This is a genomic window from Acidimicrobiales bacterium (genome assembly GCA_035533095.1).
Lineage (GTDB): Bacteria > Actinomycetota > Acidimicrobiia > Acidimicrobiales > Palsa-688 > DATLUM01.
The window spans coordinates 20,050-45,859 of record DATLUM010000071.1; the positions used below are offsets into that span (position 1 = coordinate 20,050).

21 protein-coding genes are annotated in these 25,810 nt (G+C 68.8%); 12 read left to right on the top strand and 9 right to left on the bottom strand.

From position 1 onward, the window contains the following. The first annotated feature begins 83 nt into the window (after nt 1-83). The 9 genes from VNF71_08905 to gnd all read left to right on the top strand — a co-directional run bounded on the left by VNF71_08905 (nt 84) and on the right by gnd (nt 9,689). Nucleotides 84-2,042: a TIGR03960 family B12-binding radical SAM protein gene (locus VNF71_08905; protein HVA74669.1), complete on the top strand. Its 1,959-nt coding sequence runs from the start codon at nt 84-86 to the stop codon at nt 2,040-2,042. Continuing rightward, nucleotides 2,039-2,863, top strand: a complete 825-nt coding sequence (locus tag VNF71_08910) for a TIGR03936 family radical SAM-associated protein (protein ID HVA74670.1) — start codon at nt 2,039-2,041, stop codon at nt 2,861-2,863. The genes VNF71_08905 and VNF71_08910 overlap by 4 nt, the downstream gene beginning before the upstream one ends. A gap of 15 nt (nt 2,864-2,878) precedes the next feature. Further along, nucleotides 2,879-4,768: an Rne/Rng family ribonuclease gene (locus tag VNF71_08915; GenBank protein HVA74671.1), complete on the top strand. Its 1,890-nt coding sequence runs from the start codon at nt 2,879-2,881 to the stop codon at nt 4,766-4,768. A gap of 70 nt (nt 4,769-4,838) precedes the next feature. Continuing rightward, nucleotides 4,839-5,153, top strand: a complete 315-nt coding sequence (gene rplU, locus VNF71_08920) for a 50S ribosomal protein L21 (GenBank protein ID HVA74672.1) — start codon at nt 4,839-4,841, stop codon at nt 5,151-5,153. 2 nt (nt 5,154-5,155) lie between these two features. Further along, nucleotides 5,156-5,410, top strand: coding sequence for a 50S ribosomal protein L27 (gene rpmA / locus VNF71_08925; protein ID HVA74673.1), 255 nt, complete (start codon nt 5,156-5,158; stop codon nt 5,408-5,410). 44 nt (nt 5,411-5,454) lie between these two features. Continuing rightward, nucleotides 5,455-6,690 (top strand): GTPase ObgE, encoded by a 1,236-nt coding sequence (gene obgE / locus VNF71_08930; protein HVA74674.1) that lies wholly within the window; start codon nt 5,455-5,457, stop codon nt 6,688-6,690. A 27-nt stretch (nt 6,691-6,717) separates the two neighbouring features. Next, complete coding sequence (gene proB / locus VNF71_08935; GenBank protein HVA74675.1) at nt 6,718-7,815, top strand: glutamate 5-kinase; 1,098 nt, start codon at nt 6,718-6,720, stop codon at nt 7,813-7,815. A 23-nt stretch (nt 7,816-7,838) separates the two neighbouring features. Continuing rightward, nucleotides 7,839-8,591, top strand: a complete 753-nt coding sequence (locus VNF71_08940; GenBank protein HVA74676.1) for a hypothetical protein — start codon at nt 7,839-7,841, stop codon at nt 8,589-8,591. A gap of 33 nt (nt 8,592-8,624) precedes the next feature. Continuing rightward, a complete protein-coding gene (gene gnd / locus VNF71_08945; protein ID HVA74677.1) occupies nt 8,625-9,689 on the top strand; it encodes a decarboxylating 6-phosphogluconate dehydrogenase in 1,065 nt (354 codons plus the stop codon). A 24-nt stretch (nt 9,690-9,713) separates the two neighbouring features. Here the strand turns inward: gnd and VNF71_08950 are convergent, their stop codons facing one another. From VNF71_08950 to VNF71_08965, 4 genes are all read right to left on the bottom strand, one after another. Next, a complete protein-coding gene (locus VNF71_08950; protein ID HVA74678.1) occupies nt 9,714-11,240 on the bottom strand; it encodes a Ppx/GppA phosphatase family protein in 1,527 nt (508 codons plus the stop codon). Nucleotides 11,241-11,353: 113 nt separating this feature from the next. Further along, entirely contained in the window at nt 11,354-13,516 is a 2,163-nt protein-coding gene (ppk1, locus tag VNF71_08955) for a polyphosphate kinase 1 (GenBank protein HVA74679.1), read from the bottom strand. A gap of 9 nt (nt 13,517-13,525) precedes the next feature. Then, on the bottom strand, nt 13,526-14,344 hold the full coding sequence (locus VNF71_08960) for a PspA/IM30 family protein (GenBank protein HVA74680.1): 819 nt from the start codon (nt 14,342-14,344) through the stop codon (nt 13,526-13,528). Nucleotides 14,345-14,353: 9 nt separating this feature from the next. After that, a complete protein-coding gene (locus VNF71_08965) occupies nt 14,354-15,226 on the bottom strand; it encodes a hypothetical protein (GenBank protein HVA74681.1) in 873 nt (290 codons plus the stop codon). 29 nt (nt 15,227-15,255) lie between these two features. Between VNF71_08965 and VNF71_08970 the strand changes: the two genes are divergently transcribed. Then, nucleotides 15,256-16,509: a glutamate-5-semialdehyde dehydrogenase gene (locus VNF71_08970; GenBank protein HVA74682.1), complete on the top strand. Its 1,254-nt coding sequence runs from the start codon at nt 15,256-15,258 to the stop codon at nt 16,507-16,509. Between the two features lie 15 nt (nt 16,510-16,524). Here the strand turns inward: VNF71_08970 and VNF71_08975 are convergent, their stop codons facing one another. Further along, the gene (locus VNF71_08975) at nt 16,525-17,988 is read right to left on the bottom strand and encodes a VWA domain-containing protein (GenBank protein HVA74683.1); all 1,464 of its coding nucleotides are present in this window, start codon (nt 17,986-17,988) and stop codon (nt 16,525-16,527) included. 38 nt (nt 17,989-18,026) lie between these two features. Further along, a complete protein-coding gene (locus tag VNF71_08980; protein ID HVA74684.1) occupies nt 18,027-18,935 on the bottom strand; it encodes a MoxR family ATPase in 909 nt (302 codons plus the stop codon). A gap of 213 nt (nt 18,936-19,148) precedes the next feature. Between VNF71_08980 and VNF71_08985 the strand changes: the two genes are divergently transcribed. After that, on the top strand, nt 19,149-20,336 hold the full coding sequence (locus VNF71_08985; protein ID HVA74685.1) for an SPFH domain-containing protein: 1,188 nt from the start codon (nt 19,149-19,151) through the stop codon (nt 20,334-20,336). After that, nucleotides 20,333-21,304 carry a Tim44-like domain-containing protein gene (locus VNF71_08990; GenBank protein ID HVA74686.1) on the top strand — a complete coding sequence of 324 codons (972 nt, stop codon included), beginning with the start codon at nt 20,333-20,335 and terminating at the stop codon, nt 21,302-21,304. The genes VNF71_08985 and VNF71_08990 overlap by 4 nt, the downstream gene beginning before the upstream one ends. Nucleotides 21,305-21,439: 135 nt before the next feature. Here the strand turns inward: VNF71_08990 and VNF71_08995 are convergent, their stop codons facing one another. The 3 genes from VNF71_08995 to VNF71_09005 form a co-directional block, all read right to left on the bottom strand. After that, nucleotides 21,440-23,140, bottom strand: a complete 1,701-nt coding sequence (locus VNF71_08995) for a glucosaminidase domain-containing protein (protein ID HVA74687.1) — start codon at nt 23,138-23,140, stop codon at nt 21,440-21,442. A 123-nt stretch (nt 23,141-23,263) separates the two neighbouring features. Further along, the gene (locus VNF71_09000; protein HVA74688.1) at nt 23,264-23,959 is read right to left on the bottom strand and encodes a phosphoadenylyl-sulfate reductase; all 696 of its coding nucleotides are present in this window, start codon (nt 23,957-23,959) and stop codon (nt 23,264-23,266) included. 61 nt (nt 23,960-24,020) lie between these two features. After that, on the bottom strand, nt 24,021-25,802 hold the full coding sequence (locus VNF71_09005) for a nitrite/sulfite reductase (GenBank protein HVA74689.1): 1,782 nt from the start codon (nt 25,800-25,802) through the stop codon (nt 24,021-24,023). Nucleotides 25,803-25,810 lie beyond the last annotated feature (8 nt).

Consider the following 25,810-nt stretch of genomic DNA (forward strand, 5'->3'; position numbering starts at 1 on the left):
CCCGCACGGCACCCCCGGGCGGCACCACCGTGGCGCTCTGTAGCACCGCCGTCCGTGAGGCCCACCACTAGAGTGGGTTGGACATGACGTCCCTGTGGCCTCGGATAGAGCCCGCCCTCGCCCACGTACAGAAACCGGCCCGCTACATAGGGTGCGAGGACGGCGCGGTGGCCGAGGGTCCGCTCGAAGGCAGGGTCGGGTGGCTGCTCATCTACCCCGACTCCTACGAGGTCGGCCTGCCCAACCAGGGACTCCAGATCCTCTACGAGATCCTCAACGAGAACCCCTCCACGCGTGCCGAGCGCACCTACGCCCCCTGGACCGACATGGAGTCGGAGATGAGGCGCCGGCGGATCCCGCTGTTCTCCGTGGACAGCCACCGCCCCGCCGGCGATTTCGACCTGCTCGCATTCAACCTGTCCGCCGAGCTGGTCTACACCAACCTCCTGAACTGCGTGGATCTCGCGGGCGTGCCCGTCAGGTCCGCCGACCGGGGCCCGGACCACCCGCTGGTGGCCGCAGGCGGTCACTGCACGTTCAACCCCGAGCCGCTCGCCGACTTCGTCGACCTGTTTGTCATCGGCGACGGCGAGGAGGTCGTCGGAGAGATCTCGGCCGCGGTGGCCGACTGGAAGGCCGGCGGTCGCACGCCCGGCTCGCGTGAGCGCCTCCTGCGCGACCTCGCCTCGATCCCGGGCGTCTACGTGCCCTCCTGCTACGACGTGGTCTACGAGGGTCCTGCTCTCCTGTCGGTCGCACCCAAGTATCCCGACGTTCCCGAGCGCGTGGAGAAGAGGACCATCGCCGACCTCGCCGCGTGGCCTTACCCGAAGCGCCAACTGGTGCCGATGACCGAGGTGGTACACGACCGGCTCAACGTCGAGGTGTTCCGGGGCTGCACGCGCGGCTGCCGGTTCTGTCAGGCCGGAATGATCACGCGGCCGGTCCGCGAACGACCGGCCCATCAGGTCGCACGCATGGTCTCCGACGGCCTGGCCCGTACCGGCTACGACGAGGTGGCCCTCACCTCGCTGTCGAGCGCCGACTTCTCCGGCATCGAGGAGGTCGTGAGGGGAATCGTCGACGATCCGGTCTCGAACGGCGAGGTCTCGGTCAGCCTTCCGAGCCTGCGGGTCGACGCGTTCACGGTTGGGATCGCCACCGAGATCCAGAAGGTACGGCGCACGGGACTTACGTTCGCGCCCGAAGCGGGAACGTGGCGCATGCGCCAGGTCATCAACAAGCTGATACGCGAAGAGGACCTCTACGGCGCTGTGGAATCGGCGTTCTCGCAGGGATGGCGCCGGGTGAAGCTGTACTTCCTGACCGGACTTCCCACCGAGACCGACGAGGACACTCTCGGGATCGCGGAGCTCGCGCACAACTGCGTGACCGCCGGCCGCCGGCACAACCGCGGCGCATCGGTCACCGCGTCCGTCGGGGGTTTCGTGCCCAAGCCGCAGACACCGTTCCAGTGGTTCGGTCAGGACACTCCCGCTGAGCTCTCCCGGAAGATCCGGATGCTGCGGGAGGCGACCAGATCCGATCGCGGGGTGCAATTGCGCTGGCACGACCCCAAGGCGTCGCTCGCGGAGGGTATCGCCAGCAGGGGTGACCGCCGCGTCGGCGCGGTGATAGAGGAGGTCTGGCGTCGCGGCGGGACCTTCCAGGAGTGGTCGGAGATGTTCTCGCTGGAGCTGTGGACCGAGGCGATGGCGGCCCACGGGCTGTCCATCGACTGGTACGTCCACCGCGACCGCGACCGCGACGAGGTCCTGCCCTGGGGCCACATCTCCGCCGGCCTGCACGAGGACTTCCTCTGGCAGGAGTGGGAGGACGCGCTGGCGGCGTCGGGAACCCCGGATTGCAGGTGGACGCCGTGCTACGACTGCGGTGCTTGCACCGGCTACGGGATCGAGCACGTGGTCGCGTCCGCAGTGCCGCCAGCCGGCGGCAGCCAGGGCACAGGTCAGGACCTCGGCAGCGGCGGAGACGTGCCCGTCCTGCTCAGGCCCACGGCCGGTGCTGGGGCACGAGCATGAGCAGCACTGCGCCTGGCGGCGCAGACACATCGACCAGCCCAGACCCATCGAGCAACAGGGCCGAACGGCTCCGCGTACGGATCCGTTTCAGCAAGCTCGGTAAGATCCGCTGGACAAGTCACAGGGATGTCGCCCGCATGTGGGAGCGGGCGTTCCGGCGTGAGCACCTGCCGCTGGCGTACAGCAGTGGGTTCTCCCCGCGTCCCAAGGTCAGCTTCGGCTTGGCCCTCCCCACCGGCTACGAGTCCGTGGCCGAGTACATCGACGTCGACCTGGTCGGGTTCCCCGCCTCCGGCGTCGCCATGCTGCCCGCCAGGTTGTCGTCGGCTCTACCCGAAGGGGTGGACGCGACGGCCGCCGAAGTGATGGCGCCGTCGGCCCCGTCACTGCAGGAGGAAGTGACCTCGTGCACCTGGCGATGGGCCGTCGAAGCCCCCGAGGGCCAGGCGACCCCCTCGCCCGACGAGCTCGGTGCGCGCGTAGAGGCGTGCCTCGGCGCCGGCGAGCTCCAGGTCACACGGCCCCGCAAAGGCGTGGTGCAGACGGACAACATCCGTCCGGGCATCGTGGACATCAAACTGGCCGGCCCCGACGGGGCCGGCGACTCCGCCGGCGTCTGGCTTCAGGCCGAACTGGCCTGCCAGCCACGGGCGATCAGGCCCTCCGAGGTGACCCTCGCGTTGGGCCCGGGGCTCGAGGAACGCAGCGTACGGAGAATGCACCAATGGATCTGGCGCGACGGCGCCCGGTGTGAGCCGCTCTCCGAAGCGGATCTCCCCGGCGCGATCGGCGCGCGGCACGCCCTGGAGCGTGCTTCATGAGAAGGGAACGCGAACATGTCCGACTCGGCGCCGGCCCGCCCGGAAATCACCGGGCCGCAGCCACCGATACCTGCCGGAGCGACTCCGGCAGAAGACCAGCCGCCAACCGGCGGTCCTGACCAGGCCGGCGAAGCCGGCCAGGCGCGCCGGCGCCGCCGCGGTTCGAGGGGCGGGCGCAACCGCAGCCGGTCCGCCGCCAATCAGGCACCGGTCACCGAAGGCGACGGCGAATCGCCGGCGCAAACGACCGGCATACCGGCAGGGCCGGCACCTGCCCCAGTGGCGCCTGCCGCCTCTGGCGCTGTGCCGCCCCCCCCGATCGTCCCGGCCAAGCCCAAGATCGGCGACACCCGCCCGGCACCGCCACCGGCGCCTCGCCCGGCGGCGGACGGAGCGAACGGCGGAAACGGCAACGGCGGCACCTCCGGCGACAAGAAGCGCCGCCGGGGGCGCGGTGGGCGAGGATCGCGCCCCGCTGACACCTCCCGCCGCCCGGTCGAAGCCGTCCTCGTCCACGAACCCGTCGAGATCGACGAGGCGACGCGGGAGCGCCGCCGAGGCCGTGAGCGCAAGGGCCGTCCCGTCGGCCGCTATCTCATGGTGGTGCACAAGCGCGAGTCGGTCACCCAGATAGCGGTGCTGGAAGGCCGCGCGCTCATCGAGCACTACGTCTCGCGCCCGGCGGACGACGCCACACAGATCGACGGCAACATCTATCTCGGTCGTGTGCAAAACGTCCTGCCCGGCATGGAGGCGGCGTTTGTCGACATCGGCACGCCGAAGAACGCTGTCCTCTACCGCGGTGACGTCCGCTACGACAAGGACGACCTCGAGGCGACCGACGCGACCGCGTCAGACGCCGGTGGCTCTCCCACGCGCGGCCGCCTCAGCGGCGTCGCTCGCGACGCCCGCATCGAGCAACTGCTGAAGACCGGCCAGACGATCCTCTGCCAGGTGACCAAGAACCCGATAGGCACCAAGGGGGCGCGCCTCACGCAGGAGGTCTCGTTGCCGGGCCGGTTCGTCGTGCTCATCCCGCACAGCGACACCTACGGGATCTCCAAGCGCCTTCCCGACGAGGAGCGTAAGCGCTTGCGTCGCATCCTCGACGAGGTCCGCCCGGCGGGCCACGGCCTCATCGTGCGCACGGCGGCCGAGGGGGCAACCGCCGACGAGTTGCGCCGCGACGTTGCCCGGCTGAGCCAGCAGTGGGACCGCATCGACGCTCTCGCCAAGACGGCGCGCACGCCGGCTCTGCTCTACCGCGAGCCGGACATGGCGGTGCGAGTCATCCGGGAGGAGTTCAACCGCGACTATCGCGGCGTCGTCATCGACGACCGCGCGCTCTACGAGGAAGTGCGCGACTACGTAGCCAGCATCAACCCGGAGCTCGCCGACCGGGTGGAGTGGGCCGGTGACACGGACGACCCGCTCCCTGTGTTCGAGCGGCACCACGTCCATGAGCAGATCCACAAGGCGCTGGATCGCAAGGTGTGGCTGCCTTCGGGGGGGTCGTTGATCATCGAGCGCACCGAGGCGCTCACGGTCATCGACGTCAACACCGGGAAGAACGTCGGAACCTCGAACCTCGAAGAGACCGTCTTCCGCAACAACCTCGAAGCGGCGGAGGAGATCGCCCGGCAGCTTCGGCTTCGCGACATCGGCGGGATCATCGTCATCGACTTCATCGATATGGAGATCGCGGCGAACCGAGCAGAGGTCGTCAAGAAGTTCCGCGAGGCGCTGGCGCGGGACAAGACCCGCACTCAGGTGTTCGACATATCGGAACTCGGCTTGGTCGAGATGACCCGGAAGAGGATCTCGGAGGGCCTGGTGGAGTCGTTTTCGGAGACCTGCCCGACCTGCGGCGGCCGGGGAATCGTGTTCGACCAGTCGCTGCTGTGACAGGCACTGAAAGGGCGGGAAAAGACCTCGCGAGGCGTGGCTCCGGCTGCTCGGATATACTCTCCCCCTTGTGTATGCGGTGATCCAGACAGGTGGAAAGCAGGAGCGTGTAGAGGAGGGTCAGACCCTCTCCGTGGAGCTGCTGAGCGCCGGGACCGGCGACGAGGTGTCGTTCACTCCCGTGCTGGTGGTCGACGGCGACGCCGTCGTGGCTGCGCGCGATCAACTCGCCTCCGCCAAGGTCTCGGCCCGGGTGGTCGGCGAGTCCAAGGGGCCCAAGATCCGCGGTTTCACATACAAGCCGAAGACCCGCGGACGGCGCACCTGGGGACACCGCCAGCGCTACACGACCATCGAGATCACCGGAATCACCCGGGAGGCGTAGGCATGTCCAAGACCAAGGGAGGCGGGTCAACCCGCAACGGGCGCGACTCCAACGCCCAGCGGCTCGGCGTCAAGACATTCGACGGCACCGCCGTCTCCGCCGGCTCGATCATCGTGCGCCAGCGCGGCACGAAGTTCCACCCGGGAGAAAACGTCGGTCGCGGCGGTGACGACACGTTGTTCGCCCTCAAGGACGGCAAGGTGAAGTTCGGCAGCCGCAAGGGCCGCAAGCTGGTCGACATCCTCACCGAGGGCTGACCTCATTCCGCTGGCATTCGCATGCCGGCGGGAGCCACACCGACATGTCCTCGTTTGTCGACGAAGCCCAGGTCCATGTCAAAGCCGGTGACGGCGGCGCGGGGGCGGTGTCTTTTCGCAGGGAAGCCCACGTCGCCAAAGGCGGTCCCGACGGTGGCGACGGCGGAAGCGGCGGCGACGTCTGGTTGGTAGCCGACCGCAACGTCGCGTCGCTGTACGGGTTCAAGGACCACCCGCACCGGCGAGCGGGCAACGGCACCCACGGCATGGGCAAGGGCCGTCACGGCCGCGACGGCGCCGACCTGGAGGTCCCGGTACCAGAAGGCACTGTCGTGCGCGACGCTGCCGGCGAGGTGGTTGCCGATCTCGCGACCGCCGGCGACAGATGGCTCGCGGCGAGAGGCGGCCAGGGTGGCAGGGGCAACGCGCGGTTCCTCTCCAACCGCCGGCGCGCTCCCGCGTTCGCTGAACAGGCCGAGCTCGGCGAGGAACTGTGGCTCGACCTGGAGCTCAAGCTGATGGCGGACGTCGCGCTGGTCGGTTTCCCGAACGCCGGCAAGAGCACGCTCATCTCGACGATCTCGGCCGCCAAGCCGAAGGTCGCCGACTACCCGTTCACCACCCTCGAACCGCATCTCGGGGTCGTGCGCTTCGGCGAGCACGAGTTCGTCGTCGCCGACATCCCCGGTCTGATCGAGGGCGCGAGCGAGGGGCGCGGGCTGGGGCACCGGTTCCTGCGCCACATCGAGCGAGCGCGGGTGCTGGCGATTCTCATCGACCTCGCTCCCGTGGACGGCAGGCCGCCGGCGGAGCAGGAGCGGATCCTGCTCGACGAGTTGGAGCGCTACCGGCCTTCGATGCTCGAACGCCCGCGCCTGGTTGTGGGTACCAAGTCGGATTCGGCCGATCCTGCGATCGAGTGGGAAGGCGAGCGGATATCGGCGGTCACCGGGGAGGGGGTGAGACCGCTGCTCGGTCGCATGGCCCAGGCGGTCGAGGCCGCGAGGGAGCAACTGCCGCAGCCGCGAAGGTACGTGGTACATCGCCCCGAGCTGGCCGGCGTCAATGTCGAGAGGGACTCATCCGGCGGGTGGGTCGTGCTCGGCCGCTCGGCATTGCGTGCCGTCGCGCTGTCGGACCTGACCGACGCGGACGCGCTCGCTTACGCTCAGGGCAAGCTGCGCGGCATGGGGGTCGATCGCGCGCTGGCGCGCGCAGGGGCTCGCTCGGGCGACCGGGTGCGCATCGGAGACTTCGAGTTCGAGTACGAGCCCGGATAGCCGCGGCGTGCGAGAGTAGTAAGCGGTATGGGGCGCCTCGTCGTCGTCAAGATCGGCAGCTCGTCGTTGACCGGCGAGTCGGGGGACATCCGCGTCGACGCCATCGAGCGGCTCTGCGCGGACGTCGCCGCGTTGCGCCAGGGAGGCGACCGTGTCGTGGTCGTGTCCAGCGGCGCGATCGCGGCCGGCCTCCCGCTGCTCGGGCTGTCGGGGCACCGGCCTGTGGATCCCGCCGTGTTGCAGGCCGTCTCCGCAGTTGGTCAAAGCCACCTGGTCGGCCACTACAACAGGGCCCTCGCCAGGCATGGCCTTGTCGGTGGGCAGGTTCTGCTGGCGCCGCTCGACTTCGTCCACCGCCAGCAGTACCTCCACGCGCGCCAAACGTTCAACGTGCTTCTCGAACTCGGTGTGGTCCCCGTCGTCAACGAAAACGACGCCATAGCCGACGACGAGATCCGTTTCGGTGACAACGACCGTCTCGCCGCTTTGGTCTCCCACCTCGTGCGGGCCGACCTGCTCGTCATGCTCACCGACACCGCCGGGCTGTTCACGGGGGACCCGAGGATCGACTCGGAGGCGTCGTTGATCGAGGAGATCGTCGCCGTCGACCACGAGCTCGAGGCAATCGCCGGCGGTCCGGGAACCGAGCGCGGTAGCGGCGGCATGGCATCGAAGTTGGCCGCCGCGAAGATCGCAGCGTGGTCCGGCGTGCGTGCTGTGATCGCATCAGCCGACCGGCCATCTGTCCTTGTCGATGCGGTCGCGGGCAAGCCCGGGGTGGGGACCATCTTCGTTCCGCGCGCCGAGAGGCTCCCGGCCCGCAAGCTCTGGATCGCCTTCGCGGTCGGGTCCTCGGGGACGATCGTCGTGGACGAGGGGGCGAGAGCGGCGCTCATGGAGAGGGGCGTGTCGCTGCTGCCGGCGGGGGTCGTCAAGGCGATCGGGTCGTTTGCGGCCGACGACGCGGTCGAGATCGCCGGTCCCGACGGGCGCGTGTTCGCCAAGGGGCTCGCCCGCCACGCCTCGGCCATCGTCAACCAGCTCGCCGGCCGGCGGACCGCCGACCTGCCCGTGGACGTACCGCACGAGGTTGTCCACCGCGACGACCTGGTGCTGTTGCCGTGACCCGCTCGCTGGCAGGCCGACCGTTGAGACGGGGACTGCTCGTCGCCGTCGTGGGCGCGCTGTGCCTGCTGGTCGCCGGTTGCTCGGCGGTCACGACGTTGATCGACACCTCGCAGGCCCTGCGCGACGCCGGCTACCAGTCGGTGAGCGTCAGTTTCCACCTGGGTTCCGGAGACGAGGTGGACGTCAGCGTCAAAGTGTCGGCGACGGCGACCAACGCGGACGCCCAGAACGTGGCCCGTGTGGTGTGGAACAAGTTCCACGAGCGGTTCCAGTGGCTGCACGTAACGGTCCACGGGACCGGGGGCTCCAGCGTCTTCAGGGTCTACGAGTACCAGGATCTCGTGACGATGTTCGGCCCCCGGAATCCGGCCTGGGACCGCAGCACGATCTCCTCCGCGACGACCAGGTTGGGGGCGTTCATCGTCGTAGGGCTCGTGGTGGCGGGGGCGGCTGTGGCGGTGGTGGCGGTCGTTGTGAGCCGGCGCAAGCGCGACCGGCGGGGCGGGGGGTACCCCCCGGGCGGCGACGGTGGCCGGTGGCAGCCCGGTGCCGGATGGCAGCCGGGTGGAGGATGGCCACCCAACGGGGGCGCACCACCTGCCGGGCCGCCGCAGGGGGGTTGGCAGCCGGGTGGCGGAGGCCAATGGGCGCCCGACCCTCTCTGGCCGCCACCGGCGGGTCCACCTCCCGGCCGCGCTCCCACCGGCGGATCCGGCCGCGCTCCCACCGGCGGATCCGGCTGGGGTCCGGCCCCGCCCCCCGCCGATGACTGAGACGGACAGGCGGGAGGCTCGGGGGCTGACAGTATGGGGACCACTCACGCTCTGAACGGAGGGTCCAGCGTGCAACTCGGGATGGTCGGACTCGGGCGGATGGGAGCCAACCTGGTCCGCCGGCTCATGGCAGGCGGCCACACGTGCGTCGTCTACGACGTCAACGACGCAGCCGTCAAGGCTCTCGAGACCGAGGGCGCCACGGGAGCGTCCAGCATCGAGGACTTCGTCTCCAAGCTCGACGTCCCCAGAGCCGCGTGGGTCATGGTGCCGGCCGCCTACACGGGTGAGACGGTCGAGCGCCTGGCCGACGCGATGTCCGAAGGCGACATCATCATTGACGGTGGCAACTCCTACTACCGCGACGACATCCACCGCGCCGCCGCCCTGAAGCAGAAGGGGTTGCATTACGTCGATGCCGGCACGAGCGGCGGAGTCTTCGGCTTGGAACGAGGGTTCTGCCTGATGATCGGTGGAGAGGACGACGTCTTCCGGCACCTCGAGCCGATCTTCAAGACGATCGCTCCGGGGGTGGACTCGGCTCCGCGCACGGAGGGCCTGACCGGTGAACCCTCGATGGAGGAGCACGGTTACCTTCATTGCGGGCCCAACGGCGCCGGCCACTTCGTGAAGATGGTTCACAACGGGATCGAGTACGGGATCATGGCCGCCTACGCCGAGGGCCTCGGCATCCTGCACAAGGCCAACGTCGGGTCTCACCCGGCGGAAGAGGCGGACGCGGAGACGGCGCCGCTGGCGAACCCGGAGTACTACCGCTACGACATCGACACCGCCGCGGTGGCCGAGCTGTGGCGGCGCGGGAGCGTCATCTCGTCGTGGCTGCTCGACCTCACCGCCCATGCGCTCGGCCAGGACCCGGCATTGAGCACCTTCGCGGGGCGTGTGTCGGACTCGGGCGAGGGCCGGTGGACCGTCCTGGCGGCGATCGACGAGGGCGTGCCCGCGAACGTGCTCACATCCGCGTTGTTCGAGCGGTTCGCGTCCCGTGGAGAGGCCGACTTCGCCGACCGGGTCCTCTCGGCCATGCGCAAGGAGTTCGGAGGCCACGCGGAGAAGCCCCCCGCCGGCGGCTCCTGATCACGGCGGCGATGCGGCCGGTGATCAGCGGGCGGCCGAGTCGAAAGCGCTGACGCTGCGGGAGATCTCCACCCGGCAGCCCACGTGCCGCTCGAGGTGCTGCGCTCTCTGGTTGAGCTCCCAGAAGCCCGCCGCCGAGGATGCAGCCGGGACTTCGACCGTGATCCCTCCCTCACGCGGCTCCACGTTGATCTCATCGGCCCCGTAGCTCTTGGCGAGCCAGTCGGCGACACGGAGCAGGGGCAGGAGGTCCTGCACGACCTGCCGGCGTCGTGGCCTGAGCGCCCGGAAGGCTTCGTAGGACTGCTTCGGTGTGGGGCTGCTGTGGGACCTCACCAACGATGCGATCTCCAGGATGTGCGGATTGCCGGAGCGGCCCAGCTCACGCAGGACGGTGCGGGCACCGGACTTGCCGTGTGAGTCGTTCCCATCGGACCGCCCGATGTCATGAAGAAGCGCCGCCTGGGCGAGCAAGGAACGTTCCTCGCCGGAGCTCGCGCCGGTGGCCACGACGGCGTCGAATATCCGTACGGCGATAGTGGCGACGGTCTCGGCGTGAGACAGATCGACCTGGTGACGGATCGCGAGGGCGAGCACGCGCGAGGCGTCGAGCCATCCGGATTCCTCCCGGTTGGCCAGGGCATCGAGGATCAGGCCCTCGCGCAAGGTCCACTCGGCCACCGTGATCTGGTCGTGACCGAACACCTCCAACGCAGCCAGGACGATCAGGGCGCCGGCGGGCGCCAACTCCGACCGCCTCCGGCCGATTCCGGGAAGCTGCCTTCGCATGTCAGCAGTTAGACGGTGCAGTCTCTCCGACACCGCTAGGAGCTCCGACCGGTCGATGACCATCCCGTTGATGGAGGCCGGTATCGTCGAATTCCGCTCTGAAGCCACCATGCGGCCGATCGACCGGAAAGTGCCTCCTGCGCCGACCATGAGCCTGGGGCGGAAGCCGAACGCGGGGCCTGCCTTCGACGTGATCACCTGAGTGACATGCTCTGACAGACGCCTGCCCTGCTGGGGGTCAGGGGGGTCCGAGCTGAGGAGCTGCGCCCGCAACCGGGCCACGCCGAGCGGCAGGCTGGCGGACCAGAGGATCTCGTCCTGGTTGCCGACCACGATCTCGAGGCTCCCGCCACCGAGATCCAGGCACACGACAGGCTCGTCGGCGAGGTCCACGCTGGATTGCACGGCCTCGAAGACCAGGCGCCCTTCCTCACAACCGTCGATGAGCTTGACGTGCACCCCGGTCTCGAGCTCGATGCGGTCCAGCACCTCGCGGCCGTTCGGCGCGTCACGGAACGCGCTCGTGGCCGCAGCGAAGACGAAATGCGCGCCCGACGAGATCGCCCGGTTGCGCAGTTGCCGGACGGTGAGCACGGCTTCGTCGGCTGCCACATCGGAGATCGATCCGTACCTTGCGACCAGGTCGCCGAGACGGAGCGCCTTCTTCTCCCTGGCGACGGGACGGAGCTTTCCGGGCCCGCTCGTGTCAGCGACGAGCAGGTGGAACGAATTGCTACCGAGGTCGATTGCGCCTATCCGCATGCCAGGAATCAAACGTACGCAGGACTGGGGTCCAAGTCGCGGATACCCAGCGTGGAAGTCCTACCCCGTTGCGGCGCCTCGATGTCGCGTGGTGTGGACGTGGAGCCTCCGGCTCATGCCGAGATGCCTTCGGCCGACCGCCGCCGGCGGGCCCTGGCGTGAGCGAGGTCCTGCATCACTGCGAAGGTGTCGATCCCGCGAACCGTCGCCACCTTGGTCCAGGTGCCGTCGGAGTGCAGCTCCCATGCGCAGGTGTCGTCAAGGAGGTTGGTCTCGAGTACCTCCGCGAGCTCGCTCTGTAGCACCTCGTCCGAGATGGGTGCCATGAGTTCGATGCGGCGGTCGAGATTCCGCTGCCACAGGTCGGCCGATCCGATGAACAGGCGTCGGGGGCGCTCGCTCTCTCCGCCGAAGAGGAAGATCCGCGAATGTTCCAGGTAGCGCCCGACGATCGAGCGGACTCTGATCGTTTCCGAAAGCCCCGGCACTCCGGGGCGCAAGCAGCAGATGGTCCGTATTATCAGGTCGATTTGCGCTCCGGCCTGGGATGCCTCGTAGAGGGCGTCGATGATCGCAGGATCGACCAGGTGGTTCGCCTTCATGACCACCCTGCCTGCCTCGCCGGCGGCGGCCTCCTCGCGTATCAGGTCGATGATCGCCGGGCGTAGTGTCCCGGGGGCCACCAGGATCTTCTGGTAGTCGATGCCGCGGCTGTAGCCGGTGAGGAAGTTGAAAAGCTCCGTGAGGTCGTCCGTCAGCGCTTCGTCCGAGGAGAACAGCCCGACGTCTGTGTACAGGCGGGCAGTTCGCCCGTTGTAGTTGCCGGTGCCGAAGTGGCAGTAGCGGCGGAGCTCACCCTCTTCAGCGCGAACGATCAGAACTATCTTCGCGTGGGTCTTCAGCCCCACGATGCCATAGACGACGTGGGCTCCCGCGTCCTCGAGGCGTCTCGCCCAAGCGATGTTCGCTTCTTCGTCGAAGCGAGCCTTCAGCTCCACGAGCACGACGACCTGGACGCCCGCCACGGCCGCGTCGATGAGCGCCTCGACGATGGGCGAGTCCCCGCCCGTGCGGTAGAGAGTCTGCTTTATGGCCACCACCTTCGGATCGGCCGCGGCTTGCTTGATGAGCTCCTCCACCGAGGTTGTGAAGGAGTCATACGGGTGGTGAACCAGGACGTCGCGACCCCGGAGCACCGAGAAGAAGTCGACCGGGTCACCGTCGGCGGATGCGAACGCCGGTTGGGTCATCGGTGCCCACGCCTCGACCTTCAGCTCCGGTCTGTCGAGGTCGTAGAGGGCCCACAGCCCGGTGTAGTCGACGAACCCGTCGACCGTGTAGAGGTCGCCAGGTTCGAGCTCCAGCTCCCGCAGCAGGATCTCGCGCACCTCGCCGGTTATGCGGTTGTCGACCTCGAGACGCACCGCACGCCCGAACCTTCGTCGCCGAAGCTCGAGCTCGATTGCTTCGAGAAGGTCGTCTGCTTCCTCCTCCTCGACGATGAGGTCCGCATTGCGGGTGACGCGGAACGAGACGTGCGATTCGATCGTCATGCCCCGGAAGAGCATCGGCAGCTGGGCTGCGATCACCTGCTCGAGGGGGACGAACCGGTGACCGTCCGGGGTCACCAAGAACCGCGGCAGCAACTCGGGTACCTTCACCCGGGCGAAGCGACGCTCACCAGTGGACGGGTTGACGACCACCACCCCGAGGTTCAGCGAGAGATTCGAGATCTCCGGAAACGGATGGGCCGGGTCCACTGAAAGGGGCGTCAGAACCCGGAATATCTGGCGATCGAAGACCCCCACCAGGTACGCCCGGTCGGACTCGTCGAGCCCATCCCAGTCAGTCAGCGCGATGCCGGCGTCGGCGAGGGCCGGAACGAGCCTCTCGCTGAACGTGGCGAGCCGGGCCGCGAGGAGCTCGTCGACCTTCTCCCGCACGACCTGGAACTGCTCGGCGGGTGACAGTCCGTCCACCGTCGACGTGCTACCGAAACCGCCGATGAGCTTGTCCCTGATGCTCGCTATCTGCACCTGGAAGAACTCGTCGAGGTTCTCGCTGAAGATGGCGAGGAACCTGATCCGCTCCAGCAGCGGCAGGTTCTCGTCCTGCGCCTGGGCGAGCACCCGGGCGTTGAACTCGAGCCGGGACAGCTCCCGGTTCAGGTACCGGGTGGAGGGGTGCGTCTGGCCGGCGTTCGCAGCCCTGTCGACGGGTGCCCGGCCGTCCAGGCCTGCTTCCCGGGGGCCGATCTCGACATTGAAGGCCGACACACCGCCTTTCTACACGCTCTCGGGACCCTCCCGGGCCTCGACCGGCGTATCGGACGGTGAGGAGGTCGTGGTGTTCCCGCTCGGGCCGAGCTCGGAAGGACTCGCGAAGCCAAGCTCCGCCCGGAGGGTGTCGAGCCGGGCCCTGGCCTCAGATCCCATCGTCGCCTGCTGGACCTCCAGCATCCGCGACTCGACCGTCTGGCCGCTGACCTCGGACATCCCGAGCGCCTTGGCGTAGCGCGCCTCGATCTTGGCGCGCACCTGATCGAGCGACGGCCCCTCGGTATTGGCCGACTGGCTGAGGGAGCTCATCGCGCGATTGAGCTGCTCCTGCATCTTCGCCTGGTCGAGCTGGGACAGGAGCTTCTGCCGCTCGGCCAGCTTCTGCTGGAGCAGCAACGAGTTCTGCTGCACCGCGGCTCTGGCCTGATCCGCCGCCTGCGCCGATTGGAGGCTCAGGGTCTTCAGATCCTCGACCTGGTTCTCGGTCGCGACCAGGCGGTTGGCGAACGCTTCAGCAGTCTGGTTGTACTCCCGCGCCTTGCCCACGTCGCCGCCGCGGCCCGACTGGTCGGCCATGACCAGCGCCTGCTTGGTCGAGGCCCTCACCTTCTCGAGTTCCTCGATCGCCCGGTTGAGCTGGAGCTCGTGCTGCTTCTGGTTCGCCACGACGCTCGCTGCCTGCTCGACCAGGCGCCGGTGCTGGTCCTGAGCGTCGGCTATCGCCTGCTCGAGCTGGATCTTCGGGTCGGCGTTGGCCTCGAAACGGCTGTCCGCCTTCGCGGTGAAGTATCTCCAGCGTTTGCGCAGCACATCGATGATGCCCATGCCGTCATGCTAGGGCTTACGCCGCCTCACCGGCAGGCCCCGTGTCGCCGGCAGGCTACCGGACACCTCCGACAGGCCGGCTTGGAGGGCTGACAGTTCGTCCGTCACGGATTCGATCGACGTGCCCAGGGTGTCGACGTCCCCGCCGCCGGCGGGTTGAGAAGCGAGTTCCGCCAACGACGTCACCGCTGCCTCCAACCGCGCTATCGATGACCTCAGTCCGTCCTGCAACCAGGCCGCGGCGGCGTCCGCGCGTTTCACCTCGCGCAACTGCGACGCGAGCGCGTCCTCCGCGCGGTCGAGCTCCGCCCGCCGGCCGGCCGTCCCGCTACCGAGCGACACCCGTTCGTCCTGCAGGGCCTGCATGCGTTCGGAGAGGCTCGATGCCGGCTCCCGCCGGGTCCCAGGTGGGTAACCACCGCTCAGCACCGCTCCGCGACGTGCCGAGTCCCACACGGCCCTGACCTGTTTGGCGACCGCCGGCTCCATAGCCGCCACCCTGTCGCGGATCGGTCCGGCCGGCAGGCTGGCCGTTGCCACCTCGAAGCGCCGTCCCGCGTTCACCGCGTCGCGCACCAGGCCGCGCCACGGTTCAGGCAACGCCCACGGGTCGATCTGCGGACCACCGGAGCGGCGGAAACTCCGCAGCCAACCCTTGAGCGCAACTCCGGCACACGCCACGACCCAGATCGCCCCGCCGGCGATCACACCCGCTATGGAGGAGTGCGCGCCGAGGCTCACGGCCAAGCCGGCGAGCGCCGAACCGGCCGAGGCGCCCGCGGCGTCGCGCGCCAGCAGCCATCCGGGCCGCGCCCGGCCGGCACGCACGAGCCCTCTGTTGCGGCCGGAGGACCCGCCTTCCTCGGGGACGCTCGGAAGCATGACGAGCAGGCTACGGCCTACGATTGCTCATGGTCATCGCGACGATGCAGGATCTCGGCGCCCGCGCGAAGGCTGCCAGCAAAGTGCTCGCGCTCGCCTCGACGGCAGCGAAGGACTCCGCCCTTCACGCAGCCGCGGACCTGCTGGAGGCGGGCGTGGACCGGGTGCTCGAAGCCAACGTCGCCGACGTGGTCGCCGCCGAGAGGGCCGGGTCGAACGCCACGGTCGTAGACCGGCTGCGTCTCGACGGCCGGCGCGTCGCCGCGATGGCCGCGGGCCTTCGCGACGTGGCTGCCCTGGCGGACCCGGTCGGCCAGACCGTCGACGGCTGGGTCCGGCCCAACGGGCTGGAGATACGACAGGTGCGCGTCCCGCTCGGCGTGGTCGGGATCATCTACGAGAACCGGCCGAACGTCACGAGCGACGCCGCCGGGTTGTGCCTCAAGTCGGGAAACGCCGCTTTCCTCCGCGGAAGCTCCGCCGCACTCGAGTCGAACCGGTCGATCGCCGCGCTTTTGCGAGAGGGGTACGAGAAGTCGGGGCTTCCCTCAGATGCGCTGGTGCTCGTCGAGGACACCAGTCACGAATCCGTGCGCGAGTTCATGCGCCTGCGGGGGGTCATCGACTGCCTCATCCCGCGCGGCGGTCCGTCGCTCATCGCCGCCATCCTCGAGCACGCGACGGTGCCTTACGTCATCGACGGCGACGGCAACTGCCACGTCTACGTCGACGCAGCTGCCGACCTCGACATGGCCGCCTCGATCGTCGTCAACGCGAAGACGCAGCGCCCCAGCGTCTGCAACGCCGCCGAATCCCTCGTCGTGCACCGTGCCGTCGCCGAGCGATTCCTCCCACTGGTCGAACCTGGTCTCGCCGGGGTCGAACTGCGCGGCGACGACGAGTCCATCCGGATCCTCGGCCCGGACCGTGTGTCGCCTGTGACCGACGACGACTACGGCTGCGAGTTTCTCGACCTGATCATGAGCGTGAGGGTCGTCGACGATCTAGACGCCGCAATCGATCACGTACAGCGCTACAGCTCCGGCCACACCGAGGCGATCGTGACCACTGACATCGCGACGGCGCGGCGGTTCCAGCACGAGGTCGACTCCGCTGCCGTCGTCGTCAACGCCTCGACCCGGTTCACCGACGGGGGCGAGTTCGGCTTCGGCGCAGAGATAGGGATCAGCACGCAAAAGCTTCACGCACGAGGGCCGATGGCTCTGAGGGAGCTGACCACGACCAAATACCTCGTGACCGGGAGCGGACATATCCGGACTTGACGTTCGTCAGCCGAACTAGCCCAGCGTTTCTACGAAACGCTCCAGCTGCTTGAGGTTCCGGCACTCGTACGCCCCGTCGCAATGGGTGGAGTACTGGCTCACGATCGAGTCGCCGGTGTCCCAGTAGGAGCGCGGCTCGGGGTTGAGCCAGTACACGTGGCGCGCCTTCTTCGACATCTCCGCCAGGACCCAGGCCTGCGCCGCGTGGTAGTTGTTGCGCGCGTCGCCGAGCAGCAGCACGGTCGTCTTCGGGTTGATATCCCGGCCCCACCGCTCCCAGAACGCCTCGAACGCGTGCCCGTAGTCGGAGTGCCCGTCGACCCAGATGACGTCCGCTTCGGTGTTGATGCGGTGGATCGCCGCGCCGATGTCCTCCGTGGCCTTGAAGTAGTCGGTGACCTCATCGATCCCGTCGATGAACACAAACGATCTAACCCGGCTGAACTGCGAGCTGATCGCGTACACCATCTGCAGCGTGAAGCGGGCGAAGGCTGCAACCGACCCGGAGATGTCGGCGATGACCATGATCTCCGGCTTCGAAGGGCGCGGGTAGCGGAACTTCGGGTCCGCCGGCACACCTCCGTACGACAACGAGTGCCTCACCGTGCTGCGGAAGTCAAGCGGCCCCTTCCGCCCGTGGCGCCGCTTACGGGCGAGGCGCACAGCCAGCTTGCGGGTCAGGGGCGCGATCGCCTTGCGTAGAGCGGTCAACTCGTCGCGGCTGGCGTGCATGAAGTCGATGTCCTCGGGCAGCGGCTTGCGCAGAGATTTCGCCACCGCCTCCGCGCCCCTGTCATCGACCAGACGCCGGCGGATCTCGGCTTCTATCTCCCGGCGAAGTGAGCCGAGGCGGGCCTCGTACTCCTCCTTGGCCAGGCGCTCCTCCAACTCCGTCAGCTCGCCCGGCGCCTTGTCGCGTGCAGACTGCATCATCTTCTCGAGCACCGAGTCGAGGTCGAGCTGGCGCAGCGTCCGGTAGAGGTAGTAGGTGCCGCCGACGGGCCTCCCCGGTTCCATGCCCGCGAAGCGGGTGACCGCCGCGCGGGCGATGGCGCGCAGCATGGCGTCGTTGCCGTCCATGAGCGCCTTGAAGAGGAGTTCGGCGAGCTGCTCGGGTGTCAGCCCCTCCGTGCCCCCTGCGGACTCGCCTTCGCGCGAACCGAGGATGTCATTGACGAGCTCGTCGACGGAGGAGCCGGACTCGTCGTCGGTCAGGCGGTACTCACGTCCTCGCAGTGAGAAGTAGACCTCGAAGACGGTCTCGAAGGCCTTCCAGTGCGCGTTGTTCTTCACCAGAGTCGCTGCGAGGGCGTACTTGAAGGCGTCGCGGTCGTCGAGGGGGATGTGAGTCAACGCTTCCATCGCGTCGAGATTCTCGGTGAGGCTCACCGGGATGCCGGCGGTGCGCAGCTCCTTGACGAACCCTGACAGCGACTCGAGCAGCCCCGCGCTGCTGCCGGCGGGAAGCTCTGTGCTCATTGAATTGGGCTCATTGAATTGGGCTCATCGACTCGGCATCACCGGCTGGAGCCCGAGGCCGACCCGGCGAGATCCTTCGCCGCCTTGTCGATGTCGGACTGGTACTTCAACAGGATGTGCAGGGTCTCGGTCGCGGTCTCCGCGTCGACGGACTGGATGCCGAGCAGGAGCAGCGTGCGTGCCCAGTCGAGTGTCTCCGACACCGACGGAGCCTTCTTGAGCTCGAGGTTGCGGATCGACCGAACTATGCGGACCACCTCGTCCGCGAGGGACTCGGAGATGCCGGGCACCCGCGTCAGCACGATCTCGCGCTCGCGGTCGATGTCCGGGTAGTCGATGTGCAGGAACAGGCAGCGCCGCTTGAGCGCCTCGGAGAGCTCACGGGTGTTGTTGGAGGTGAGGAACACCAGCGGGATCTGCGTGGCGCTCACGGTGCCGAGCTCGGGGATCGATACCTGGTAGTCGGAGAGGATCTCGAGCAGCAGCGCCTCGGTCTCCACCTCGACGCGGTCGACCTCGTCGATGAGTAGCACGACCGGGTCGTCCGCCCGGATCGCCTCGAGCAACGGCCGGGTGAGGAGGAACGGCTCGGAGAAGATGTCCTCCTCGATGTCGGACCACGTGCCGCCGCCTTCGTTCTCGGAGACGCGCTGTGCCTGGATACGCAGCAGCTGCTTCTTGTAGTTCCACTCGTAGAGGGCCTTGGACTCGTCGAGGCCCTCGTAGCACTGCAGGCGGATGAGGCGGGCGCCGGTCAGCTCGGCGACCGACTTGGCCAGCTGGGTCTTGCCCGTACCCGCGGGCCCCTCGACCAATACCGGCTTCCCGAGGCGCTCGGCCAGGTACACGACGCCTGCGATGCCCTCGTCGGCGAGGTAGTTGACCCTGCGCAGCCCTTCGCGGACGGCAGCGGGGGACTCGAACAGGCTGGGCGCGGCGTCGCTCACTCGATCGGCATCCTTCTATCTGTGGTGTCGCCGCAGCTTACCGAGGGGTTCGACCCTGGCGCCCATCCGTAATAGGGCCCCGTTCGTGGTCGTGGGGCCTCCATCCCACGCACGGCCGGGCCTACAACCTCAGGAGGATTTCGCCGGAGCTGCCGCCGGGTTGTCAGGGGCGGTGGCTACCCTGAGCGCGACAGAAACAACTAGGAGTTCTCGATGGCCCTTCTCGGACGTGAGTTCATTGCGGTCCCCGACGACCGCAAGCACCAGATCGTCTATAAGTGGCCGGACCTGAGCATCCGTCGCTATACGAAGGCGATCGTCAACGCGGACGAGCTGGCGCTGTTCGTGAACACCGGGCAGGTCGTGGCGACGATGGGACCCGGCCGGCACGACATCGACGCGGACGAGATGCCGGGCCTCGGCGTCCTCATCGACGCGGCTACGGGCGGCCGTGCCTACAGGGCGGAGCTGTACTTCGTCGGAACACGCGAGTACCCGGGGAACACCTTCGGCGGCCGCATCGACGACGTGCAGGACCCGCAGACGGGGATGATCGTGACGTTGCGGGTCTTCGGGGACTATTCGATCCAGGTGAAAGACCCCGCAGCTCTGATCACCAACCTCACCGGGACGGTCGACGTCGCCGACAACGACTCCATCACCGGCTGGGTCTCCGACCAGCTGCTCAAGGTCCTGCGCACCCACATGACGGTGCAGATAGTGCAGAACGGCTGGCCGATCCTGGGCCTTTCCGCGTACACGCCGCAGATCGAGACCGAGGTCATCGCCGCCGGCAACGCGCAACTACAGCCCTACGGCGTCGCGCTCGTGCGGATGGGCAACTTCGACATCAACCTGTCCGATCAGGACGAGGCGCAGCTGAAGAACCTCGCGCGCGACACCGCGTACTCGCGACTCGCCGGCAGCTTCAACCAGTACGCCGCCGGGGAGGCCGCACTCGGTGCGGGGCAGGGCATGGCCAAGGGTGGTGCGGCCGTGGGAGGCGCGTTCCTGGCCGCCGGGGTGGGAGCGGCCGGTCAGGCCGCGACTGCTGCACCCGGCCCCACGCCACCGCCGGGACCGGGATTCGTCGGGGGAGGCGCCGGCTTCACCGGTGGGCAGGCGCCGGCACCCGCCGCCGGCGGTCAGGCAGTAACAGCCGCCGGCGGTCAGGCAGCACCCGCCGCCGGCGGTCAGGCAGCACCCGCCGCCGGCGTGGAGTGCCCGAACTGCAAGGCGCACAACCCCGCCGGGGCCAAGTTCTGCTCGTCGTGCGGGACCCGCCTAGAGGCACCGGCGCCAGCGTCGGTGGTCTGCCCCAACTGCAACGCCGAGAACGTCCCGAGCGCGCGCTTCTGCTCGTCGTGCGGCACCGCGCTCGGGCAGGCACCGCCGGCATGAGCGTTCTCGTCACGCTTTCCGGCTTGGTCGAGCGCGCCGGCGGAGGCCACAGTTTCGGCGGTGGTTCCAGCGGCGGCGCCGGCGGTTTCGGCGGCGGCGGAGGGGGAGGCTTCTTCTTCTTCGGCGGCGGTGGCGGCGGAGGGGGCGCCGGCGGCTTTTCGGTGCTGATCATCATCGCGATCGTGTTGTTCATCTTCTTCGGGGTGATCCGGCCGCGCATGAGCCGGCGAATCGGGGGGCGGGGGGATCCGTCGGTGCCGGACCCGGTTGAGGGCGGGACCGGCGCGCCGGTGTCCCCTGGCGGGACGCAGTGGTCCCACGACGACGCGCCGGCGATCAACTCGGTTCGCGGGGATCTTTTTCCTGGGACAGCCGAGCACGCCACCCATCCGGAGAGCGCGGCCGAGGGGCTCGCAGCCATTACCGCCCACGACCCCGGCTTCGAGCAAGAGGCCTTCCTCGAGCAGGTGCAGCGAACCTTCTTCATCGTCCAGGAGGCGTGGTCGCAGCGTCAGCCCAACATGAGCCGCCAAGTGATGGCCGACGGGCTGTGGCAGCAGCACAAGGTGCAGATCCAGGGTTACATCGACGCCCATAAGCGCAACGTGCTCGAGGACCTCGCCGTCGGGAACCTCACGGTCATCGCCGCGCACAGCGATACCAACTACGACACCATCACGGTACGGGTGACCGCCGCGTGCGCCGACTACGACGTGGACGACAACTCCGGGAAGATCGTGCGCGGCAACAAGCGCGTCGAGCAGTGGGCGGAGGACTGGACGTTCCAGCGCTCCTCGTCCGCGACGACCAAGCCCACCGGCGGCACGCTGTCGGCCAAGTGCCCCAACTGCGGGGCACCGCTCGACCTGGACCTCGCCGGCGAGTGCAAGTACTGCAAGGCGCCGGTCAGCTCAGGCCAGTACGACTGGGTCCTCGCGCGGATCGCCCAGGTACCTGCGTCCTACTGAGTCGCAGAACACCTTTTTGTGGGACGGATCCGTTTTGCGGGACGGACACGTCGTCAGGTGACGGCTGTGTCCCACAAAACGTCACCGTCCCACAAAAACTTGGGCCGTATCCCGCCGAACTGGGGCCGTATCCCGTCAGTGGGCTGAGCCGGCGGTCGGCAGCTGGGCCAGGCTCGGCCCGACCGCGACCGCCGGCGCCGCCGGAGCGGTCAGCCCGGCCGCGAGGAGGTGCTGGGGGATCGCCCACGCCAGCATCTGCTGGTAGATGGTCATGATCGAGATGCCGTACACGGTGCTGGTAGCCCACTTGCCCGCCAGCGCCATCCAGTCGCGACAGCAACCGCCGACCCCGACTGAGCCGATCAGAGGCGTCGCCACCGGTTGGGGCGATGCGTACGCTTCGAGCAGCTGCAGCTGCGCGCTCACGCCCGTCTGCGCGTCGGGGAAGTGCCAGCCGTGGGCGCAGCTGTCGCACGCGCCGATGCCGGCGAAGTTGTTGTCCGCCGGCGTGAGCTGTCCGCCGGCGGGGAACGAGAAGTACCCGGTCTCCACGACCGACTGTGCGAACGCGACATCGAATCGCACACCGGTGGCGGCACCGGCGGTCTGGTAGTCGGTCGCGAGTTGCGGCATTGGCACCGTGGTGTTCGCAGTGTGGCCGGTGCTCGCGAACCAGGCGGCCAGGTCGTCACCGGTCAGGAGGGAGGGCCCGAGGATCGAGGGCGACAGGGGCTGCGCCGGTTGGCTCGCGGCGGCGTCGACCGCACCCGGGAGGGGCTGCCCGGCTGGCTTCGCGGCGGCGGTTTGCGATGCGGCACCGCCGGGTGGCGCAGTTCCGTCCACGGATGGCAGGCCCAGCAGCCCGATCTGCGCGGCGACGCCTGGAACGGTCGCCGCCTTGGTGAGCACCGCGAGGGCGGCCTGGCTGTCCTGCAGGGCGGTCTGCGCGGTGGCCACGTTCGCCTGCGCCTGGTTCACTCCGTTGGTCGCCTGCTGTGTCGCTTGCTTGGCCTGGTCGAGCGCGCGGTGGGTGTGGGTCACCTCGCTGCGGATGCGCTGCGCGACGAGGCGCAGCATTTCCTGGGCGTCGCTGGCGTCGGTGCCTGTCAGGCCGCCGGGGGTGTCGACGGTGCCGATCCCGCTGGCTCCCACGCCTTGAGGTCCAGCGGCGGGAGTGGCGTATCCGAGACCGATGTAGGCGGCGATCGCGAGGTGCTCCAGCCGCTGGTTGGCGGTTTCCACGCGCCGGGAGGCCGAGGCCTGGGCTGTCTGCGCGGAGGTGAGAACCGATTGCGCCGACTGCAATCCGGCGACCGCGGCGGTGACGGCTTGCTGCTTGGCGGTGACGTCGTTGACGGCCTGGGGGTATTCGCTGATTGCAGTCAGCTGCGTCATGTCGGCGTCGACTGCTGTGAGGATCGGGTCCGGACTCGGTGGGGGCGGGGGCGGGGTGCCGGGCTTGGGTGGTGCCGTGGTCGGGGGGCCGCCGGTCGGCACGTTCGGCACGCCGCCGCCCGAACCGCTGGGCGAAGTCGTCGTGGGCCCCGACCCGCCGCCCGACCCGGGAGGGGCGGTCGTCGGCGGGGTGGTAGTCGTCGTGCTGCCGACGCCCGGCAGCGTCGGCGGCGGGGTGGTGGTGGCCGTGGTGCCGCCGGAGGTCCCGTCGCCTGCGATCCCCGGCGAGGCCCAGCCAGCGGTTGGCGCGGCCAGAGCCGCGACGGTCGCGCCCGCGGCCACTCCCACGAGGACTCCTCCGAAGGGGAGAATCCCCGTGACCGCCAGCAGGGCCGCCGCACGCCGGCCGGGATGGCCCGAAGGGCCTGATCGCCTTTTCAAAACCAACCTTTGAGGATTCGACAGGGGCACGGCTATGCCTGCCCAGGTTCCGCCCGCTGCGAAAAGCTATCAAATATGACGGTGGGGTAGGCAGCGGGACCGGCCAGCGGTAGATCCCACCTGTCAGGTGTGCAGGCCGCACTCCGTCTTGTCCTGGCCGGCCCAACGCCCGGAGCGCTTGTGCTCGCCGTCCCCGACCGGCTTGGTGCAGGGCATGCACCCGATGGACGGGTAGCCCCGGTCGCGCAGCGGGTTGTGAGGGACTCCGTGGTCGGCGATGTACCCATCCACATCTAGATCGGTCCACGCGGCGATCGGGTTGACCTTCACCAAGCCCCTCAGATCGCGGGCGACGATGGGGGCGCTAGCCCGGGTCGGCGCTTCTGCCCTGCGGAGCCCGCTCATCCATGCCAGCTTGCCGGCGAGCGCGCGGTCGAGCTGCTCCACCTTCGAGCTCGAGCAGCAGTTGGCCGGGTCCTTCTTCCACAGCTCGACCGGCTGGGGAGCGACGGTGAGCACCCGCAGGTTGAGCCCGTAGTGGCGCCGGACGTTCTCGACGGTCTCGAGCGTCTCGGGGAAGTGATAGCCGGTGTCGATGAACACCACTTCGATCGAGGGCTCGACCTTGACCGCCAGGTCGATGAGCACCGCGTCGGTCATCGACGCCGAAAGGCACATGAACGGGTGGAACTGCTCGACGGCCCACTCGATCACCGCCTGCGCCGGCGCCGTCTCGAACTCCCGGTTCAAAGACGCGAGCTCTGCATGGCTGAACGCCGGCGCGTGGAGATGGGTCCCGGTGCCGACCAGGGTGCTCACGCCTAGTGCCTTCCCGCCCGGTAGCCGTCCGCCCGGTACCCGCCCTCCAGGGGTCTGACCGTCAGCCCGCCGCGCACTCGCCCTCACCGACTTCTGCCACGTAGGGGCCGGTCTCGCCGAAGTCGATGTAGTAGTCGGGCCGCTCCTCGGGATCAGGCCACTCGTCGAGATCCTTGAGCTCGGTGGCGAGGACCTTGGCGCCGCCGACTCGTTGCATCCACTCGGCGAACGGCTCGCCCGCGTCCCTCTCCTCGGCAAAACGACCCACCAGCCGCACCGTCGCCTCCGCGGCAGCCTTCGCCGGCAGTCGCAGGGCGCGCTGGGCGAACTGGACCTCGGTGTTGCTCAGGTGGCCGCCGAGCAGCAGCTGGTAACCCGGGGCCTGCCGGCCGTTCGCACGGCGCTCCGCTCCATGGAAGCCGATGTCCGCGACGTGGTGCTGCCCGCAGCTGTTGGTGCAACCGGAGATGTTGATGCGGATCCCGCCGACGTCGGCCAGTCCCGCTTCTTCCAGGGCGCGCCCGATGTCCTCGGCGAGACCCCGGCTCTGAGTCACGGCGAGGTTGCAGGTGTCGGCGCCGGGGCAGGAGACGACGTCACGGGCGAGCTCGGCACCCGGTTGAGCCATTCCGATCTCGTCGAGGCGCCGGTACAGGTCCTGCAGCTGTTCCGAGGACAGACCGCGGAAGACGAGGTTCTGCCGGTTGGTGGTGCGCACGGTCACGCCGAAGTCGCGCACGATCGACGCGAGCGCCCGGAACTGGTCGGATGTGATGTCCCCGAGGCGGGCGTAAGCGATCGCGGACACCGTGCCCTTGGCCACGCCCACGACGACGTTGGTCGACTCCCAGCGGGTGTAAGGATCTGCCTTCGGGCTGACCCGCAACATGACGGGAACTCCCATGGGGGTCGGCTGCACCGCGGTCGACACGCCGGCCGGCTCGTCGCCGAGCTCCTGAACGAGCTCGGGGATCCCGCCGGGCCAGCTCGACGAGGCGAGCAGCAGCTGGCGCTCGCGGAGGACCCGCCGGCGGAGCTCTTCGATGCCGAGCTCGTCGACGACCCACTTCAGGCGGGCGCGCAGCTTGTTGTAGCGGTTGCCGAAGTGGTCGAACGTCCGCAGCACCGCCTCGATCGTCGGCAGCAGGTCCTCGCGGGCGGTGAACTCTTCGAGAGCCTGCGCGGGGTGCGGGTTGGCGCCGAGACCGCCGGCGATGAACACCCGGAAACCCGGCTCGAGCGTTCCGTCTGAGCGCGGCCGGGAGACCGCAACGACGCCCACGTCGTTGAACATCGCCTGACCGCAGTCGGTCACGCAACCGGAGAAGTTGATCTTGAACTTGCGCGGCAACCGCTGCGCGTACGGATGGTGGAGGAAGTAGCGGAACGTCGCCTCCGCCCAAGGGCTGATGTCGAGCACCTCGAACGGGCAGGCGCCGGCGAGGTGGCAGCCCATGACGTTGCGGACGGTGTCTCCGCACGCCTCACGCGTCGTCAGGCCGGCCTGCGCCAGCTCCTCGAGCAGGTCCGGGACCGTCTCCAGCTGCACGAAGTGGAACTGGATGTTCTGCCGGGTGGTGATGTGGCCCCACCCACGGCTGTAGCGGTCCGCGACGGAGCCGAGCAGCTCGAGCTGCTCCGGCGAGACGTTCCCGTAGGGGAGCTTCACCCGGACCATCTGGTTGTGGCCCTGCTGGCGCTGGCCGTAAATGCCGTTGTTGAGCCGGAAGACCCGGAAGGAGTCCTCGTCAACCCGGTCCGCCAGGTGGTCGGCCAACAGGCGCCTGAACTTGGCGATGTCCGCCGCGAGCTCGGGATCGATCTCTCTGGTCTCGGTCTCCACGGGGCCAG